General features: G+C 57.5%; 8 protein-coding genes and 3 rRNA genes. 2 read left to right on the top strand and 9 right to left on the bottom strand.

All coding sequences use genetic code 11. From position 1 onward, the window contains the following. Positions 1-5: 5 nt before the first annotated feature. The 4 genes from rrf to AH68_RS09170 all read right to left on the bottom strand — a co-directional run bounded on the left by rrf (position 6) and on the right by AH68_RS09170 (position 8,434). Positions 6-123: ribosomal RNA gene (rrf, locus tag AH68_RS09155) — 5S ribosomal RNA — on the bottom strand. A gap of 210 nt (positions 124-333) precedes the next feature. Further along, positions 334-3,414 (bottom strand): 23S ribosomal RNA (locus AH68_RS09160). A gap of 447 nt (positions 3,415-3,861) precedes the next feature. Beyond that, a 16S ribosomal RNA gene (locus tag AH68_RS09165) occupies positions 3,862-5,389 on the bottom strand. Together the 16S, 23S and 5S rRNA genes form the textbook arrangement of a ribosomal RNA operon. 675 nt (positions 5,390-6,064) lie before the next feature. Then, a complete protein-coding gene (locus AH68_RS09170) occupies positions 6,065-8,434 on the bottom strand; it encodes a DUF6541 family protein (RefSeq protein WP_236682405.1) in 2,370 nt (789 codons plus the stop codon). Between the two features lie 238 nt (positions 8,435-8,672). On the opposite strand from AH68_RS09170, the gene AH68_RS09175 reads away from it, so the two are divergent. Beyond that, complete coding sequence (locus AH68_RS09175) at positions 8,673-9,998, top strand: ABC transporter permease (protein ID WP_039199404.1); 1,326 nt, start codon at positions 8,673-8,675, stop codon at positions 9,996-9,998. Then, positions 9,995-11,113, top strand: a complete 1,119-nt coding sequence (locus tag AH68_RS09180) for an ATP-binding cassette domain-containing protein (RefSeq protein ID WP_039199405.1) — start codon at positions 9,995-9,997, stop codon at positions 11,111-11,113. Before AH68_RS09175 ends, AH68_RS09180 begins: the two co-directional genes overlap by 4 nt. A gap of 118 nt (positions 11,114-11,231) precedes the next feature. Here AH68_RS09180 and AH68_RS09185 read toward each other — a convergent pair whose 3' ends face one another. From AH68_RS09185 to AH68_RS09205, 5 genes are all read right to left on the bottom strand, one after another. Beyond that, positions 11,232-12,023, bottom strand: coding sequence for an HD domain-containing protein (locus AH68_RS09185; protein ID WP_039199407.1), 792 nt, complete (start codon positions 12,021-12,023; stop codon positions 11,232-11,234). 149 nt (positions 12,024-12,172) lie between these two features. Next, positions 12,173-13,057: a class II glutamine amidotransferase gene (locus AH68_RS09190; protein ID WP_039199409.1), complete on the bottom strand. Its 885-nt coding sequence runs from the start codon at positions 13,055-13,057 to the stop codon at positions 12,173-12,175. Positions 13,058-13,258: 201 nt separating this feature from the next. After that, positions 13,259-15,436 (bottom strand): KUP/HAK/KT family potassium transporter, encoded by a 2,178-nt coding sequence (locus AH68_RS09195; RefSeq protein WP_039199410.1) that lies wholly within the window; start codon positions 15,434-15,436, stop codon positions 13,259-13,261. Between the two features lie 223 nt (positions 15,437-15,659). Continuing rightward, positions 15,660-16,616, bottom strand: a complete 957-nt coding sequence (locus AH68_RS09200; RefSeq protein ID WP_039199411.1) for a TatD family hydrolase — start codon at positions 16,614-16,616, stop codon at positions 15,660-15,662. A gap of 169 nt (positions 16,617-16,785) precedes the next feature. Further along, entirely contained in the window at positions 16,786-19,230 is a 2,445-nt protein-coding gene (locus AH68_RS09205; protein ID WP_395947802.1) for a beta-L-arabinopyranosidase, read from the bottom strand. Positions 19,231-19,364: the final 134 nt, after the last annotated feature.

The raw sequence follows: 19,364 nt of genomic DNA on the forward strand, positions 1-19,364 counted from the left end.
GTTGAATGCGGCGGCGTGCTACTCTCCCACACCCTCTCGAGTGCAGTACCATCGCCGCGACCAGGCCTTAGCTTCCGGGTTCGGAAAGGGACCGGGCGTCTCACCTGGGCCATGACCACCGCAAAACCAATACAACGGCCAACCGGGAAACCGGCGGCCGGCAAACGGAACCAGCCACGCGACCGATTCCGATCGTGGCGGTCCGGGAACCGGACAACGGACGCGAAGCAAAACGCCTTACCAACATCATCATTGTGACCACAAGAAACAGCGTTCCCTGCCATCCAACGAGAAAACCACCACAGGACGAGACCCAACCCACAAGGGTTGGAAAGTGTGCCGCGTTCGCCCGTTAGTACCGGTCGGCTCCACCCCTCGCAGGGCTTCCACCTCCGGCCTATCGAACACGTGTTCCACATGCGGGCTACAGACGCTCCGAAAAGCGTCAAGGAATCCTAATCTTGGAGCAGGCTTCCCGCTTAGATGCTTTCAGCGGTTATCCCTCCCGAACGTAGCCAACCGGCCATGCCGCTGGCGCGACAACCGGCATACCAGAGGTCCGTCCACCCAGGTCCTCTCGTACTATGGGCAGGCCTCCTCAGGATTCCAACGAGCGCAGAGGATAGAGACCAAACTGTCTCACGACGTTCTGAACCCAGCTCGCGTGCCGCTTTAATCGGCGAACAGCCGAACCCTTGGGACCTGCTCCAGCCCCAGGATGCGACGAGCCGACATCGAGGTGCCAAACCATCCCGTCGATATGGACTCTTGGGAATGATCAGCCTGTTATCCCCGGGGTACCTTTTATCCGTTGAGCGATGCCGCGCCCGTGCGCCGGCACCGGATCACTATCTCCGACTTTCGTCCCTGCCCGAACCGTCGTTCTCGCAGTCAAGCCCGCTTGTGCGATTACACTCGAAACCCGATTGCCAACCGGGCTGAGCGGACCTTTGAGCGCCTCCGTTACTCTTTGGGAGGCAACCGCCCCAGTTAAACTACCCGCCAGGCACTGTCCCTGAACAGGATCACTGTTCGAGGTGAGACGTCAAACGAGAACAGAGCGGTATTTCACCTTGCGGCTCCACACGGGCTGGCGCCCGCGCTTCGAAGCCTCCCGCCTATGCTACACAATCCGCGCCTAACGCCAATACCAAGGTATAGTAAAGGTCCCGGGGTCTTTTCGTCCTTCTGCGCTTAACGAGCATCTTTACTCGTACTGCAATTTCGCCGAGCTCCTGGTCGAGACAGTGGGGAAGTCGTTACGCCATTCGTGCAGGTCGGAACTTACCCGACAAGGAATTTCGCTACCTTAGGATGGTTATAGTTACCACCGCCGTTTACCGGGGCTTGAATTCACCGCTTCACCACAAAGGCTGACGGATCCTCTTAACCTTCCGGCACCGGGCAGGCGTCAGTGCATATACAGCGGCTTGCGCCTTCGCATGCACCTGTGTTTTTGGTAAACAGTCGCTACCCCCTGGTCTGTGCCACCCCCAAACGCTCCGAGGGCAAGCCTCTTCACGTCCGGGGGTCTCCCTTATACCGAAGGCACGGGAGTGATTTGCCGAGTTCCTTGACCAGGATTCGCTCGATCGCCTTGGTATTCTCTACCTGACCACCAGTGTCGGTTTGGGGTACGGGCGGCAACGCCCCTCGCGCCGAGGCTTTTCTCGACGGCCTGGACCACCGGATATCGCGTCCGAAAGGACGCCCATCATCGCACCTCACCCTGCATGTCCCACGGATTTGCCTATGGGACGGGCTGCGTGCTTGACCACGGAAAACCACCTCCGCGGCCGGCTCCCATTCCGTGTCACCCCTGTGCGCTAACCTACCAGGACTACGCTCCCAACAGCCGCGAGCCCCGAACCCCGAAGGGAACGACGCCACGCGACCGGAGGTTAGTACTCATCCGTTCAGTTCGGACGGTTCGCTGCCGGTACGGGAATATCCACCCGTTCATCCATTCGACTACGCCTGTCGGCCTCGCCTTAGGACCCGACTCACCCGGGGACGACGAACGTGGCCCCGGAACCCTTGGTCATCCAGCGGACGGGATCCTCACCCGTCTCTCGCTACTCATGTCTGCATTCTCGCTCCCCCGAAGTCCACGGCCGGCTTGCGCCGCCGCTTCGCCCCTCGGGGGACGCTCTCCTACCCAACGGTCGAAAAGACCGTTGCCGCGTCTTCGGTGGTGTGCTTGAGCCCCGCTACATTGTCGGCGCGGAACCACTAGACCAGTGAGCTGTTACGCACTCTTTCAAGGATGGCTGCTTCTGAGCCAACCTCCTGGCTGTCTATGCGACTCCACATCCTTTCCCACTTAGCACACGCTTCGGGACCTTAGACGACGATCTGGGCTGTCTCCCTCTCGACGACGGAGCTTATCCCCCGCCGACTCACTGCCGGAATACACATCCACGGTATTCGGAGTTTGGCTGCTATTGGTACCCCACACGGGCCCGCAAGCATCCAGTAGCTCTACCCCCGCGATGCAATCAACCGACGCTGCACCTAAATGCATTTCGGAGAGAACCAGCTATCACGGAATTTGATTGGCCTTTCACCCCTAGCCCCAGGTCATCCCCCCGGTTTTCAACCCAGGTGGGTTCGGTCCTCCACGCGGTCTTACCCGCGCTTCAACCTGCCCAGGGCTAGATCATCCCGCTTCGGGTCCAGGGCACGCGACTCAAAACGCCTTTTGAGACTCGCCTTCGCTACGGCTCCCCCACGACGGGTTAGCCTCGCCACGCACCACTGACTCGCAGACTCATTTTTCGATAGGCACGCCGTCACCCCACCAGGGAGGCTCCGACGGATTGTAGGCGCACGGTTTCAGGAACTCTTTCACTCCCCTCCCGGGGTGCTTTTCACCTTTCCCTCACGGTACTGGTACGCTATCGGTCAGACAGGTATGCTTAGACTTACCCCACGGTCGGGGCCGATTCACACGGGATTCCACGAGGCCCGCGCTACTTGGGACGCATGATCGGAAGACGGCAAGCTTCCAGGTACGGGGCTGGCACCCTCTGCGGCCAGGCCTTCAAGCCTGTTCCCCTGGCAAGCCGTTTTATGACTCCCGCCCGGTCCGTCGGAACCGGGACACACGCTCCCACAACACCACGGACGCAACCCCCGACGGGTATCACGCGCCCATGGTTTGGTCTGATCCGCTTTCGCTCGCCACTACTCACGGAGTATCCCTTCCTGCAGGTACTGAGATGTTTCACTTCCCTGCGTACCCCCGGAACAACAAGGTTCCGTGCCGGCCCATGACGGCCGGCGGGTTGCCCCATTCGGAAATCCTCGGATCGAAGCCATGTTGGAGGCTCCCCGAGGCTTATCGCATCCTCAAACGTCCTTCATCGGTACTGTCTGCCAAGGCATCCACCATACGCCCTTCAGGGCGGCACACGCCCCGAAAAACCTGATAATAGCTTTTCTACGCCAGACGACAGATCATCACACTGTAAAAAATGATCACAAAACGATCGATCTCGAAACCAGACTCCAAAAAAAGAGCCTGGCGAAATCGCGATAAAGCAAGCAGGACAACAATCCTGCATTGCTCGCGTCCACTATCCAGTTCTCAAACCACCACGCGCCCCGACAAGACCCGGCCCGCGGCCCACAGACCCACGGCGTCCCGCCAGGGGCATCCGGAAAACCGCACGCGACCAAACGTCGCGGGTGGCGGTCCGGGAACCCAAAAGCATACCCATACCACTCCCCGCAGGCCCCCAACGGAACCCGCGAAGCCCACGATCTCTTCCACACCAGCACGCCCACACCCTCCGAAGACTCTCTCCGGCATGCGGGCCACACTACGGACGCCGACCGGCGTCCTGAAAAACTCCGTAGAAAGGAGGTGATCCAGCCGCACCTTCCGGTACGGCTACCTTGTTACGACTTAGTCCCAATCACGAGTCTCACCTTAGACGGCTCCATCCCACAAGGGGTTAGGCCACCGGCTTCGGGTGCTACCCACTTTCATGACTTGACGGGCGGTGTGTACAAGGCCCGGGAACGCATTCACCGCGGCGTTGCTGATCCGCGATTACTAGCGACTCCGCCTTCATGGAGTCGGGTTGCAGACTCCAATCCGAACTGAGACCGGTTTTCAGGGATCCGCTCCACGTCGCCGTGTCGCATCCCGTTGTACCGGCCATTGTAGCATGCGTGAAGCCCTGGACGTAAGGGGCATGATGATCTGACGTCATCCCCACCTTCCTCCGAGTTGACCCCGGCGGTCCCCCGTGAGTTCCCACCATCATGTGCTGGCAACACAGGGCGAGGGTTGCGCTCGTTGCGGGACTTAACCCAACATCTCACGACACGAGCTGACGACGACCATGCACCACCTGTGAACCCGCCCCGAAGGGAAGCCCCATCTCTGGAGCGGTCGGGAACATGTCAAGCCCAGGTAAGGTTCTTCGCGTTGCATCGAATTAATCCGCATGCTCCGCCGCTTGTGCGGGCCCCCGTCAATTTCTTTGAGTTTTAGCCTTGCGGCCGTACTCCCCAGGCGGGATGCTTAACGCGTTAGCTCCGACACGGAACCCGTGGAACGGGCCCCACATCCAGCATCCACCGTTTACGGCGTGGACTACCAGGGTATCTAATCCTGTTCGCTCCCCACGCTTTCGCTCCTCAGCGTCAGTAACGGCCCAGAGACCTGCCTTCGCCATTGGTGTTCTTCCCGATATCTACACATTCCACCGTTACACCGGGAATTCCAGTCTCCCCTACCGCACTCAAGCCCGCCCGTACCCGGCGCGGATCCACCGTTAAGCGATGGACTTTCACACCGGACGCGACGAACCGCCTACGAGCCCTTTACGCCCAATAATTCCGGATAACGCTTGCACCCTACGTATTACCGCGGCTGCTGGCACGTAGTTAGCCGGTGCTTATTCGAAAGGTACACTCACCCGAAGGCTTGCTCCCGATCAAAAGCGGTTTACAACCCGAAGGCCGTCATCCCGCACGCGGCGTCGCTGCATCAGGCTTGCGCCCATTGTGCAATATTCCCCACTGCTGCCTCCCGTAGGAGTCTGGGCCGTATCTCAGTCCCAATGTGGCCGGTCGCCCTCTCAGGCCGGCTACCCGTCGTAGGCTCGGTGGGCCGTTACCCCGCCGACTACCTGATAGGACGCGACCCCATCCCATACCGCTAACGCTTTCCCAGACCACCATGCGATGGACTGGAGCATCCGGCATTACCACCCGTTTCCAGGAGCTATTCCGGTGTATGGGGCAGGTCGGTCACGCATTACTCACCCGTTCGCCACTCTCACCACCAAGCAAAGCCTGATGGATCCCGTTCGACTTGCATGTGTTAAGCACGCCGCCAGCGTTCATCCTGAGCCAGAATCGAACCCTCCACAAAAAACCTCGTGGAAAGACATCGAATAGATGACTCTCAAAAAAAGAAACCGACATCCGTTTATCAGGAAAACGGACTGTCCGCAAAAACCCCGTCCCGTTTGACCGGCCTCCCGGCACCCACGCCAAACGCGCGCGGGCCGTAAGACGGACTGGCAATCATTGACTATAAAGAAGTAGTACAAATACGCTCTTGAGTTCTCAAACCACCACCACTCACCCACCTCGAAGCACCCCAACCAGGGAACCACTCGCCGAGCGGCAGCGAAGAGTCAATCTACACGAAACCGGCCACCCACGCAACCCGGCCCATCATGAACGCCCCGTGAACCATTGGAAAACAACGCATCCACCGGCGTGTCGAAAACACGGGAAAAACGGGCGGCCGACGCCACCGCGCAGCGAGAGGCCGTCGGAAAACCCCGAAACACCCCACCACAAACCAACATCCGGGCGTGTCGCAACCACACTATCCGTTTACAGCCAATCCCCCAAGCCAACCCATCCGAGAAAACCTCCCAGCTGAAAGCTGAAATCGGAGAAACAGAAAAAGCAGATAAACGAAACCGCACCACCGATCGTTGTCCTGAACAAATTCAGATCTCAACTGATCGAAAGTGCGGTTTTGCATATGCGCGTGCAAGCGACGGCAGAACAAGGCCGCGCAGCCAAAAATCGATTAATCGGCGCAACCGAAACGGTAGAGGGCCCAACCCTGGCCGTATTGCGAATAATCGGCAACCTTCACCAACGTGCCGCCATCCACATACGTATCAATCAATTCCTCATTATGGAAGGAATCGTATTGGGCGCGATACGGGAACGACTGCAAGCTTTGCGCCTGGTCGCCCATCGTAAGAAAGTACTCCGGAGCGTCGGTCAGCGAACATACCGTGCCAAGCACCTGCTGCCTATCGCCGGAAGCAAACGCAGTCTCCACTTTGCCGAACGGAGCGGATGGCACATCGGTGCGCGCATTGATGATCGGATACAGCATGTTCGCGTTGAACAGCGTATCCGCATACATCGAACCGTTTAACGGATCGGAAATGATGGTGGCCTGAGTGCCAGTACGTTCCGTGACCTTGCGCAGCACAGTGATTTTCTGCTCGGTGAGCTGCTCGTTGGGGTCGCTTTGGTTCAGGCTGGAATGCGCGATGATCGCGTCACGAGCTGCAGTGCGAGACGGGCATACGATCTGCGCGGAAACCGCAAGTATCGCAACTACGAGGAATACGGCGAGTGGGCCGATCCAATTGGAAGCGAGAGAAACGTTCTTCACGGAAGAAACAGCAGACGCAGAAGAAAGAGAAGGAACGGAAGAAGAAGAAACACTATTCTTCGCGGAGAAAGAAGATGCGGAAGGAGCGAAAGAAGCGGATGCGGCGCACGCGGAAACGCATTCGGAAAGCGCGTTGACGCCAATGACAAGCAACGGCAACGCAACCAGGGGAAGCATGGTCATAATGCGGTTTTCATCGCGATACCAGGGAGCGCTGATGATATTCGGCAGCGCGCCAACCAACGTGACCGTGCACACATATACCAGCGTGACCAGCAGAAACGCGGCCGTCAACGCGATCACGTCACGCAGGCGATCGTTGCGGCGAGGTCGAGATGGTTCGGATGATGAGGATAAGGAGACGTCGGCAGGATCGGAACACGAAGCAGCCGGCAGACCGGAAGCGGAAACTGGGGAAACAGCAGGAGCGGAAACCTCAGTATCGGAAGCCAAAACATCAGCATCAGCGGAAAAAGCGGGAGCCACAGTGGAAACAGCACCCGAAAGCGAATCCGAAGAGCGCATAGCAGCGCGGCGGGAGGCGCAAACGAAAGCGGCAACGGTTCCCGCAATCAGCAATAATGCGAACAAAATCGCAGGAAAACCGTCAAGACCATCCGTGAAACAGAACGAAATCGACTCCCACAAATTCTTGGACGGCTGATGGCTATGGAACCAGGAAGCGGGATTCGCCCAACGGTCCGATTTGAACGACGTAAGCATCAGAGCCACAAACGCAACCGCGCCGACACACATGGCGATAAACGCACCCAGAATCAGCTTCCACGGCAAACGCAACACAATGAACGGCACCAGAATCAGAGCGTACGTGAATGCGATACGCGGGTGCGCAACGAGGCAAACCACGCCTGCGATAGCAGTGATCGCGAGCCATTTCACTATATGCTCGCGTGCGGCGATCGCGTCGAACAAGCGCAACGTGGCAGCGATAAGAAACGGCAGCAGCGACGTGGCGAAACCGAATGCGATCAGCGGACCGGCATTCAGCAGTCCGTACGGGTGGCATACCGAGCTGACGGCGAGCACGGGCACGAACAGTCCAATCAGATTCTGCAGAACGAAAGTAGCGTCGAGAGTGGCGTTATATTGCCGATTCACAGCTGACGATACCTGCTGATTTGAAACATTCGACGATTCAGATACGGATGATGATTCAGACGTAGGCGATGCTTGCGAAATACGTGAAATTGGATTGGAAATTGGATTGCCGCGATTCCAACGTTGCAGGAAATACCTGCACAATACCAGCATTCCGGAGGGGAAAATCACGCCCGAAGCGATGATCCACGTGATATTGAATGCCGCATAAATCGAACATTGCACGCCGAACAGCGCCGCGATTTTGATCACGAAATAAGCGCAAACATGGAATAACGGCGGATAGAACGAATTATGAGGCCACAAATGCAGCGCCGCCCCCAAACCTTCGTCAAGCAGGCGGCGAATGAAATAGTAATGCGCGGGGGCATCGCTGCTGACGATCGGCGTATTCCATACCGTGGAGGGGAACCACGCAATCACCAGGCATAGTGCGGACGCGATGCCGATAATCGACGTAAGCCACGGCAATAACGCGCGGAGCGACGCCGGATGCAGCATCGCAGGACGCCATCGCAGACCACGTTTCCGCTCGGACGGGCCGCCATTGGACGAGCCGTTCTGCCGAAGCTGAGTCTGCGCATGCGTCTGAATCGAGCCATGATCGGCCGTTACGGAACCGGTATTCGCAATCTGTTCGGAAGTCATCGATTCCATCGTAGCGAGTGCCGCAACCATGCTCAACGTTCGATTTTCAGGAATCATTCAGACTTCATGCAGGGGTATAACAGTGTTGCGCAAGAAAACAATCACGTTGGAAGCCCAAGATGATTTCACGGGACGCACCATGCGCTACGGGCCTGCCTTGCTGCGGAGCGCGCGTCCCGGCCAACGCTGACGTCGGCATGCGCCGGCGCGCAATAACAGAGAACTGGAGAAGTACCGCATGTTCGTTCTCAAGAACGCATGGGCGGCGCTCGGCCGCGTCAAATGGCGCACCGCGCTGATCGCCCTACTCGCACTACTGGTGTCTTTCTCGGCTGCCGTGGATCTGGCAGTCATACGAGCAGACGACGCCGCCAATAATGAGACATACCAGTCGCAGAAAGCCACTGCGGTGATTCGGCCGACCGCGCAGACCAAAGCCAAGCGCGACGGTGCCGATTCCAGCTACACCGACAAGTACTTGACGTGGGAAAAGTACAGCACGTATGCAACGGCCGCGCAGAGCAACAACGTGACCTTCAATTACACGTTGGCAACGTCAGTGCCGGTGCGCGAAAGCAAGTCGTTGCAGGCAATCGCCGCGAAAAACGATACCAGCGAAGACAAGACCGGCGGCAATCTGACCCTGCAGGCGTTCTACACGTTGGACGCCGCGAAAATCAACGATTACGGCTACTACAAAGTGGTCAAAGGCAAGCACCTGAGCTATAAGACGCAAAGCGACGGCGTGCTCATTTCGCAGGCGCTGGCCGATAAGAACAATCTCAAGGTCGGCGACAAGGTGACGGTCGGCAATCCGTCGAAGGCTTCCGAAACGTACACGTTCACCGTGCGCGGCATTTACGAATACGACAGCGACGTGCCTGAGGGCAACGGTTCCGACGCGAAATACGCAAAGGACAATCGTGAGAACGTGATCTACACGACGTATATCAACTTCGCCAAGAACGGGCTTGACACGACGGAGGCCACGGGATGGGGCGTTCCGAATCTCAATATCGTGTTCTCTCTGGCGAATCCTTCCACGTACAACAAGTTCGTGCGCTCGGTGAAGAAAGCCAAGTTGGACACGAAGACGTACGAGATCACCTCGCCGTCGCTTACCGCCTATAAGAAGTCAATCGAGCCGCTTGATTCCGCCGCTTCGGCCGCGCGCATCATGCTGTTGGCCATGACGATCGTCGGCGGAATCGCGTTGCTGGCATTAATTGTGTGGGCGGCGGTCGGCGGCCGTCGCGATGAAATCGGCATGGCGATGATCACCGGCGTGACCAAGGGCCGTTTGGGATGGCAGTTCATGCTGGAAACGTTCATGATGACGGTTCCGGGTTGGATCATCGGCTTGGTTGCCGGCGCGCTGTTGGCGAAGCCGATCGGTACCGCGTGGGCCGGCGGGCAGGCTGTGGCGATCACGTCCGCTTCGGTGTGGAATGTGATCTGGTACGGCTTGGGCGCATGCCTGGTGCTTGGCATCGTGGCGTTCGTGCGCGTGGCCTGCTTCAACCTGAACCAACTGTTTGAGGAACGCTCGGAGGTGACGGCATGAGCGACAATATGAACGATAAGAACGAGAACATCGACGAGACCGTGGTTGACGAGGCTGCGGTTGACGAGACCGCTGAATCCGCGGCAAGCGAGACCGTCGATGATGCTGCAATCGACGATATTGCAGCTGACACATCTTCCGCAGATTCCATTGAATCCATCGACTTTACGGTGGTGTACGACGATGACAATGCAGCGGTTGCAGGCAACGATACTGTAGACGCCGCCGAAACCGCCGATGCTGCAAATAACGCTGCGGATACCACGAATGACGATTCGGACGTGGCGGCGAATAACGCGAATCAAGTGAAGGAAACGCTCGCTTTGCTTTCTTCCGACGAACCGACCGCACTGGAATCGCATGAAACGGTGAAAGCCGACTCCGCAACCAGCGTTTCGTCACAGCTTGACAACGAAATCAAGCGCAATCGCAAAAAGGATGCGTTCTTCTTCAAAGCGAATCCGACGTTCGCGCTCGATCATGTGACCGTGACCAATCGCAAGACCGGCCGCAATATTCTTGACGACCTGTCGTTGTCGTTCCATGCGGGCGCCACACATGCGGTGCTCGTGGACGTGGAGGATCGCGAACAGCATCAGGCATTGCTGGCCACCATGGTCGGCATGGTGCGCACGGACCGCGGCAATGTGATGCACAAAAGCGCCAACCTGAGCGACGTCGAACCGGTCGAAATGTTGGGACACCGCATCGGATTCATTCCGCAACGTTTCGCTTTCCGCCCCGATCTCGACGCGGAAAGCAATATCCTGTACGCCATGGATGCGTCGAACCGCAACTTCCTCAAGCCGAAGCCTATAATCGCCCGCGAACTACTCAAGCGCGTGGGCTTCGACGAAGTGACGTCTGGCCTGGCAGTCGGCGAAGTAAGCGAACTGAACCAGCGTCGTGTGGCCATCGCTCGTGCGTTGAGCTGCGAGGCTGAAGTGATCATCGCCGACGAGCCGACCGCTGGATTGGATGCCGACGATGCGGCCGTGGTGTTGGAGCTGTTGAAGAAGTTCAAGCGCGATGCCGATCGCAAGCGCGCCATCATCGTGGTGACCACCAATCCGGAGGTCGCCGATGCGATGGAACACAGCGTGGAACTCGACTAGCCGCCTAGTGCAACGGGCGCACGAACATAGACTCTTTCGCGCGCCCACAGGTAAGCCCTTTGGAATTCTGGTTTTAGCCAAATTCCAAAGGGCTTACGTGTTCTGAAAGCGGTCTGCCCTACTCCGCGATACGCATGTGGTACTGCTCGGCAAGTGGCGTGACGTCAAGCACGCCGTATCGTTCGAGCAGCCGCAGCCATTCGCGCCTGTTGCTTTCGCCGAAACGGGCCGCTTTGCGCGCATAGGCTTCGGCAGTCAGGAACTTCGGCGGAATCGACTTGCTGTTGTACTTGTCGGCCACCATCACCACTTCCTGCTCAAGATTCATGGGCACATAGTCGGCCGGAGGCAGCGGCAATCCTTGCGATTCCACCGCTTCTTTGGTGAGTCCCACACCGGTGTGGTTGCGCGCGAACTGCGCGATGGACTCGTCAACACCCTCATTCAACAAATATTCGTAGCCTTTAAGCCCATGCCGCACGTAATTCGGACCGTCGAATTTCAGCGGCCCACCGTCGGAACCATCTTGTTTGAGCAGAAAATACGTGCCGATATCATGCAGCAGACCACCGATCACCACCAGATGCTCATCGATCAGCCTTGGCGGAACGGTTCCGCCCGTAAGCCCGTCCGATGATGGAATGGAAGGAATGCGAAGCATGCCGAACGATTCGTCTCCATTGCCATCTTGCGTAAGCCTAAGGCCGAAATCGCCCACTTTTTCGGGGGCGTCGTCCGGTAGCGTGCATCGACGGGTGAAAAGTGCGTTCTGCCTGCATGCCATGCGACGTGCGATGTCGGCAACGACTACGCAATGTCCGTGAATCAAATCGTATGCGGCTTGCGATTGCGCGATTTTTCGATGCAGTTCGTCAACTTGGGCGAGTGTAGGAATATATCCGGTTGTCATACCGCCTATCTTAGGCGCTGTATGACGATTGCCGCATGCTGAATCCGGTCGAAAAAATGTCCAGAAATCCCAGATGAAAATCCCAGATGAAAATTACAGTCGAAAATTACGGTCGAAAATTCCCAAGTACGGATTTCAGCTTACGAATTTCAGATAGAACGCACGCGAAATGCGCCGGTACGGTTAGAAGCGACGATCATCCGATCGTTTTCCAAACGAGTCCAGCCATCTTCGGCACGCTGATCGAAACCGGAGCTGGCCACAACCACGCCCTTCAGCTGGCCTGCAGCCTGATCCGCTTCGGATTCGCCGAGCGCACGATAGCGCATCACACGATAGTCATGCGCCTGGTCGCCACGTCCGTACTGGTCGTAGATTTCCACAATGCGCTTGGACGTGACCTCACGACCGGCCGCGCACAGAGCGATGAACTGGTCTTGGCTCTGAATCATGCAGTTGTAGCTGGATTTCGGATAGCTTTTGCGCAGTTCGCGCACAGCCTGCGCGACCGCCTCGTCGAGCGCGAAACCAAAACCGATGTACTGCAGAATCACTGCGAAGAAAATGGCGGAATCGGAACGGCCGCCGGTGGACTGCACGATATTCGGATCGACTGGGAACGCACGGTTGGTGATGATATTGCGACCCTGATCGTCGGAAATATCGCCATTGTGGATGAAGCTCAATCCGTTGGCGTAGAACGGCTGCTGGTTTTCGAGAATCAGCGGCAGGTTCGAGCTGGCCAAACGTAGGTGCCACAGGCCTCCACGGGCCGGAGCGTTGGCGAGCTCGTCGAAAATCGGATCATGGCGGGCCGCGATCGTGTTCTTGTAGATGGCGGTGCCGGTTTCCGGAGTGGGAGCGCCACCGTCACGTAGGTACGGCGACTCGCTCGGCACGGTGACCAGCGCGGAGCCCCAGCCATCGTTGTGGATTTCACTCAGATCACGGAAATCGCGTACGGTCTGCATGCCGAGCACACCATTGAGACTGGTGTTGCTTCCGGCTGCCGCGAATCCAAGTAATCTGCACATGGTTGATTACTCTACAGGGCTTGTGCTGCAACGCGCGCATATGGCTATCGACATTGCTTATAGCGTGCAAAAAACCGCGTGATTCCAACGATTCTTCGCGATAAGACCGTGCAAAACCTACAAAATGTCCCTACGAAAACGGGCTGCGCGACGATGGCAGAAGCGATCACCATCATCGTGCAGCCCGTTTCACGGCTTGTTTCACACACGCTTTAGCCGCGGAGGACGCTGAGTCGCGAGGAACAGCGGCTGTATCTCAATCAGTGGATTGTAAGGCGCAAGGCCGAACCATTTGACCGGAGATCCCGCAAGACGACGGATCGCATACTTGATTTCCAAAGAAATCGCGCCACGCTGCGATACCTTCGACTCAGGCATAAGCGCCTTGTGAATCAGCACATATCGAATCGGACCGATATTCGGATCAGCATCAAGCTTCGGATAACGGCTTTCCTGCTTCGGCAGATCTCCCGACTTCGACAAATCGTTCATGATCTGATGAATGTAAGCCGGAATCGACTGAGAAACCTTGAAACCAAGCCGAATGCGAACACGGAACATGTAATCCGTGCCGAAATTCTCAACCGAATACTCGCGAGTGAACGGCTCATCAGCGGTCTCGACAGAAACCGCCCACCAAGCGCGGGCACGTTTTGGATGGTCGGCGAAAATCGAGAAGAAGATATCGGTATCGATACGCTTCATCTCCGGATCCGACGTGAGGTAAACGATATTGTCGGCAAAATACGGAATCGTATCGTCATCATGCAGCCGCTCCAGCACCGGCAGGCACTCGGCGGGCTGCATATGACGACGCTGTGCACGTTCCAGCTTCGTGCCTTCGTTCCACGTATACATGACCAGCAGAATCGCGAAGGTAAGCAGCATTGTGAACCAGCCACCATGCAGGAACTTCGCCATGGAAGCGAAGAAAAACATGAACTGAATCGCAAGGAACAGCACGGTGAATACGACCGCTCCGATACGACGCCCTGAATGCCAGATGTAGACGGCAAGCAGAATGGTGGTGGTGATCATTGTGATGGTCAACGCCAGGCCATACGCCGCGGAAATATGCTCGGAATCGCGGAATAGCGCCAAAACCAACAGCGTGGAAACGCAAAGCACCACATTGACCACAGGAATGTACAGCTGGCCGCGGGTACGGGCCGGGTAACGGACCTGAAGATGCGGCATCCAGTTCAGATGGGTGGCTTCAGACACCATCGTGAACGCGCCGGTGATCAATGCCTGCGAGGCGATAACGCCCGCGACCACGGAAAGCACGACGGCCACGTAACGCACGCTGGGCGTCATCATTTCGAAGAACGGGTTCAAACCGTGCGTGCGGGCATAAGCCGAATCATCCCAATGATTGAGCATCCATGCGCCTTGGCCGAAATAACAGAGCACAAGCGCGATTTTGATGAACGGCCACGTGAAATAGATGTTGCCACGTCCAACGTGACCCATGTCGGAATAAAGCGCTTCGGCACCGGTGGTTGACAGGAACACCGTACCCATGATGGCAAGACCAGCGGCATTATGGCTGCTGAACAGGAATCTGACACCGTACAAGGGGTTGAGCGCCGCGAACACGCCCCAATACTGACTGAGGTTCGCCAAGCCGACAACCGCTAGGAACGAGAACCATACAAGCACGACCGAACCGAACACCTTGCCGATACGCTCGGTGCCACGCGACTGCGCAGAGAACAGTATCAGAATGATGGCCGCGGTGATCATCAGGGTCAGCTGCTTGTTTTCGGTAAAAAGTTTTTCAAAAGCCGGTAGTGTTTCCAAGCCTTCCACTGCCGAGCTGATGGACACGGCTGGGGTAAGCACGGAATCGGCGAGGAACGCGGCACCGCCGAGCATGGCGGGAATCGCAAGCCATGCACCGTACTTTCGAATCAACGAGTACAGCGCGAAAATGCCGCCTTCGCCCTTGTTATCGATGCGCATGGCAATCAACACGTATTTGACAGTGGTGATGAGTGTGATTGACCAGAACACCAACGAAAGCACGCCGAGCACGGCCTCGTGGTCAGCGTGTGCGAGTCCGCCCTGCCCGTTGAGGAACGTCTGCATGGTGTACAGCGGCGAGGTGCCGATATCGCCATATACCACGCCCAACGCCACGATCGCCATGGCAGGCGTGATTTTGTTTGGCCCGGATTGCAGACGGCTCCACCAGCGGCCGATGGGACCTTTGCTGGCCACCTGGTCAAGTTTGGCGGCCTCCTGCTGCTTCTCCTCGTGCTGCTTGATCAGCTCCTGTCGCTCTTCCTTGGTCAGCACCTTGTGCGAAACCTTCGGCGCCTGCGTGTATGTGGCTGCGTGAAACAGCGGCTCATCCTCGTTAGGCTCGTTAGCCATAACGCTACCTCCAAGTGGCGGGCCTTCCAACCCACTCCCCAAAATAAACGCAAAAAGGCACGTTAGGAGCCGTACGAAGTCTTGTCAAATCTTCACATTGTTTCTTGCGATTCTTGATCTCGAAAGAAGTAGACTTCCTGTGGGTTTTTTCCCTTTTGTTTTTCTCTTATTCTCTCTCATTTTCGGACAAATCGTTTCCGCTTTGCCGATTTTCGGAATTTGTTCAGATTCCGTACACTTCGCGCGTAGTCTTTCGTGTTGCCTGCGCGACTTCCGTCAGCGGTTTATCGAGATAATTCGCCAACGACTGCAGGGTGTAGGGGATCATGTACGGCGCGTTGGTGCGGCCACGATACGGCATCGGACTTAGGTAGGGGGCATCGGTTTCGACCATGACATGACTGAGCCCGACAATGCGTGCCGACTCGCGGATACCATCGTTGCCCTTATAGCTGGATGTGCCCGAAAGACTGAGATACCAACCGTTTTCGCGCGCTATCTCACCCATTTCGGCATCACCGGAATAGCTGTGGAACACGGTCCGTTCGGGAGCGCCGTCCGCCAGCAACGTTTCGATAACTTCCTTATGCGAGTCACGGTCATGGATCTGCATAGGCAGATTGAGTTCCTTGGCGAGCGCGATGTGCGCGCGGAAAGCTTCCCGCTGGAGTTCTTTGGCGGCTTCGCCGGTGCGGAAGAGATCCATGCCGGTTTCGCCTATGGCCACAACCTGATTGGGGTAAGTGATGGCAAGACGGTGTACTTCGGCCATGGCGTCTTCGAAGTTGGTGTCGTGCCAGGGTTTGTATTTGAGCGGAAGGCCGTCTGGTCCGGGCACTCCGCGATGACCGTGGAGCACGGATTCGTTGGGATGTATGGCGATGGCCGCGTGCACGGTTTGGGGGTGTTCACGTGCCATGTCGATGGCGGTCATGAGGTTCGGTAGTTCGCATCCGCAGTCGATGACGCCTTCGACGCCGACTTGTTGTGCTTGGTTCAGCAGTTCGTCGACGCTGTATACGGGGACTTCCGGTTGGCCTTTTTCTTGGGCTTCATGGCTCATGGCCCGCGAGAACGGCACGACGGACGCCACATGCGTGTGGTTGTCGATAACGTGCGCGTTCTCGGGAAGTGGTTGCGGTGCTGGCGCCCAGCTGCGGTCACGATGGTGTTTGCTCATGCCTCCAGCCTACGCTCGATGGCAGTCTTGCTTGATCGCAGGCTTTGGCGTGCGACTAGGCGTAGGCTCTTGTCTCAGCGCAGTTCAAGTGCGAAACAGAGCACGTCGTGCGCCGGTATGGTGCCGCGGATGTGAAGGTGATCGGGTTCACGGACAGTCAATCAACCGGTCAGCCGCGACGGCGAATCGCGAAGATTCGGGCGGAGGGACGCTTGGAGGTGGTTGCGTTCAGACGAACCGTTTCCGGATCCATGCGTTCGATAGTCCATGGTTCGGCGTCCGGCGCATAATCGGGTTCGTCCGGATTCGGGAAGACCTGCTCGATGGTCTTGCCGGCTTCCAGCGGTATGTTCACCGAGGGGGTGCCTCCGCGACGCCATACGATGATGTAATCGGGTTTGTCTTCCTGCTGAGGCTGCTGGCTGTTCTGTTCGGCAGTCTGCTCGTTCCATGCGTTTTCGCCACGCACATACGCGTCGCGCATATCCGTTTCGACATGGCGCAAACCGACGGTAAGCCAATCGCCGTCGAAATCGGGAAGTCCGGACGGCCAGAACGGCACCATATGCTGCTGATCGGCAAGTACACAACGATGTAAGGCGATGGCGTCACGAACGAGCGAAAGACGCGGCTCGGTCATGTGATCGATGAAACCAGACAGATACAATCTGCCGAGCACGCCCGTGGCAAGCGTGAAGACGGCCGTCTCATCGTCCATCTCCTGCTGGGCGTAGCTCCAATTCCCCTGCTGTTCCGGCAGAATCGTCATACCTGCGCCGGCCGCGATGGCCGCGTAAATCAGCGGATCGCACTGGTCGGAAGTGGATTGCAGATCCAAGCGGGACAACTGCGCATAATCGGCACGCATGGCGCCGGAACCGCAATTTTCGATCATCACGTCCGGGTGACGGCGACGCAAATCGTCTAGCCAATCCAAATATGCGCGGCAATGTTCAAACAAGCCGTCGCCAACGGATTCGGCATTCAAATCAGTGCCGACGCCGGGAGTGGTGTTGTAGTCGAACTTGAAGAACACCGCGCCGAAATCGTCGATTAGACGGTCAACGGTACGTGTAACATGCTTGCGTGCTTCGGGGGAACGGAAATCAAGCAAATAACGACCCGAATCACACACACGCACGCCATGGCGTTGAAAGAACGCGGAATCCGGCAGCGTGCTTGCCAGCGGCGATTTCACGCCGATCACTTCAGGTTCGAGCCACAGGCCCAAGCCCATGCCGTGCGCACGGATGTTTTCGGCAAGACCACGCAAACCAGTGTCGCCGAAACGGTTGGTGGAGGCCTGCCATTCGCCGACCATGTCCCACCAGCCGCCGTCGGTGCTGTCGTACCAGCCGGCGTCGATGCAGAAAATATCCGCGCCAACGCTTGCCGCGCCTTCGATCAGCGGCAGCTCCTTCTCAATACGAGGATCGCCAAACAGCGTATTCATGTAATCGTTGTAGATCACAAGACCCTGCGTACGTTCGAACTGCTTGATGCGGCCCAGTTCGCGGGCTTTGGCAATGCGTAATGCGCGACGCTGCAACGTCATTTCGGCGACGGCCTGCTGCCAATCGCCTGCGGCAATGGCAAACGACACGGGAACCGACTCGAAATCGTTGCCTTCACCGAGATTGGTGAACCAGCCGTGATCCTGATATTCCGGGCCGAATGCACTGATGTGCAGACCGGGATCATCCTCACCGACCTCCCACTCCCACGGACCATTGTACTCGATCTGCCACATTACGGAGAAGTCGCGGGCACGGCGCATGGAACCCTCGACCTGTACGATACCGGCCGGTTCATGCACGCCCGTACTCCATGTGGAAGTGGAGCTCATGGCGAATCTCGAGCTGGACTGGCCTGGATTGATTTTCTGGTTGCGGTTACGCACCTGGGTGTCTCGCAGCGGGCGGACGCGCCAATCGTTTTCCACGGCCCAGGCGGCGTCACCCCAGAAAATATTCGAACGATGGATTTTGCCGCAGTTGACGCGCATGGGAACGGTCAGGTTCAGCGACGACACCGCTTCAATCGGCAGTTGTTTGGCGGACTGCAGACGCGTGTACGTGCGCACCGCAGAAAGATTAGGAAACGCTTCGAACACGGAGGTGACCACCAGGCCCTCATGCGGGTCGGCACAAACCGTTACGGGTGTGGGATTCACAGCAGAGGCAGCCGCATCGCGCTCACTGGCGGTCGGCTCGAATTCGCGGCCTTTCGGCTCAAGATCGGCATACGACGCGAACTGCGTGATCTCCAAACGGAACGGATCGTCGGAACCCTGCCCAGGCTCGGACGCGAGCGCGGAAACGAAGCGTAGCTTGCTGCCGGCGACCGTGGCAATCAATGCGAGACGGTTGTCTTGCGAACCGGTGTTCGCGGCGAGCACCTCCACGATCGGGCGGGGATCCTTTTCCACTACAGGCTTTCCATCGTCGGACAGGCGACCGTCAATGGGGATCATGCCTCGTCCTACAACGTTGCATAGGCGGACGGGAGAATCCCCTGCAATGTCGAACAGCATGGACACCACACCGTTACCCCATTCGAGACGTCCATCCTGACGAGGAAGTAGGGGGTTCAACATGCTGGCTGCCATTGCCATCTCCTTCGCGCTTCGGATACCGCCTGTTTATTAACGTGTATCGTTTGACGTACCTCCACTAGCTTAGACGGAAAACGAGGCATGGCGTGCATGCGTGTCTATAGGCATTCAGGAAACGTTCAGCAACAGGATTT

The sequence above is a fragment of the Bifidobacterium catenulatum PV20-2 genome (assembly GCF_000800455.1).
In the GTDB taxonomy this organism is placed as follows: domain Bacteria; phylum Actinomycetota; class Actinomycetes; order Actinomycetales; family Bifidobacteriaceae; genus Bifidobacterium; species Bifidobacterium kashiwanohense_A.

Excerpts from the sequence above, each read along its gene's own strand:
- AH68_RS09205 (WP_395947802.1), bottom strand. The coding sequence starts at position 19,230 with ATGGCAATGGCAGCCAGCATGTTGAACCCCCTACTTCCTCGTCAGGAT.
- AH68_RS09200 (WP_039199411.1), bottom strand. The coding sequence starts at position 16,616 with ATGAGCAAACACCATCGTGACCGCAGCTGGGCGCCAGCACCGCAACCA.
- AH68_RS09195 (WP_039199410.1), bottom strand. The coding sequence starts at position 15,436 with ATGGCTAACGAGCCTAACGAGGATGAGCCGCTGTTTCACGCAGCCACA.
- AH68_RS09180 (WP_039199405.1), top strand. The coding sequence starts at position 9,995 with ATGAGCGACAATATGAACGATAAGAACGAGAACATCGACGAGACCGTG.
- AH68_RS09175 (WP_039199404.1), top strand. The coding sequence starts at position 8,673 with ATGTTCGTTCTCAAGAACGCATGGGCGGCGCTCGGCCGCGTCAAATGG.
- AH68_RS09185 (WP_039199407.1), bottom strand. The coding sequence starts at position 12,023 with ATGACAACCGGATATATTCCTACACTCGCCCAAGTTGACGAACTGCAT.
- AH68_RS09170 (WP_236682405.1), bottom strand. The coding sequence starts at position 8,434 with ATGACTTCCGAACAGATTGCGAATACCGGTTCCGTAACGGCCGATCAT.
- AH68_RS09190 (WP_039199409.1), bottom strand. The coding sequence starts at position 13,057 with ATGTGCAGATTACTTGGATTCGCGGCAGCCGGAAGCAACACCAGTCTC.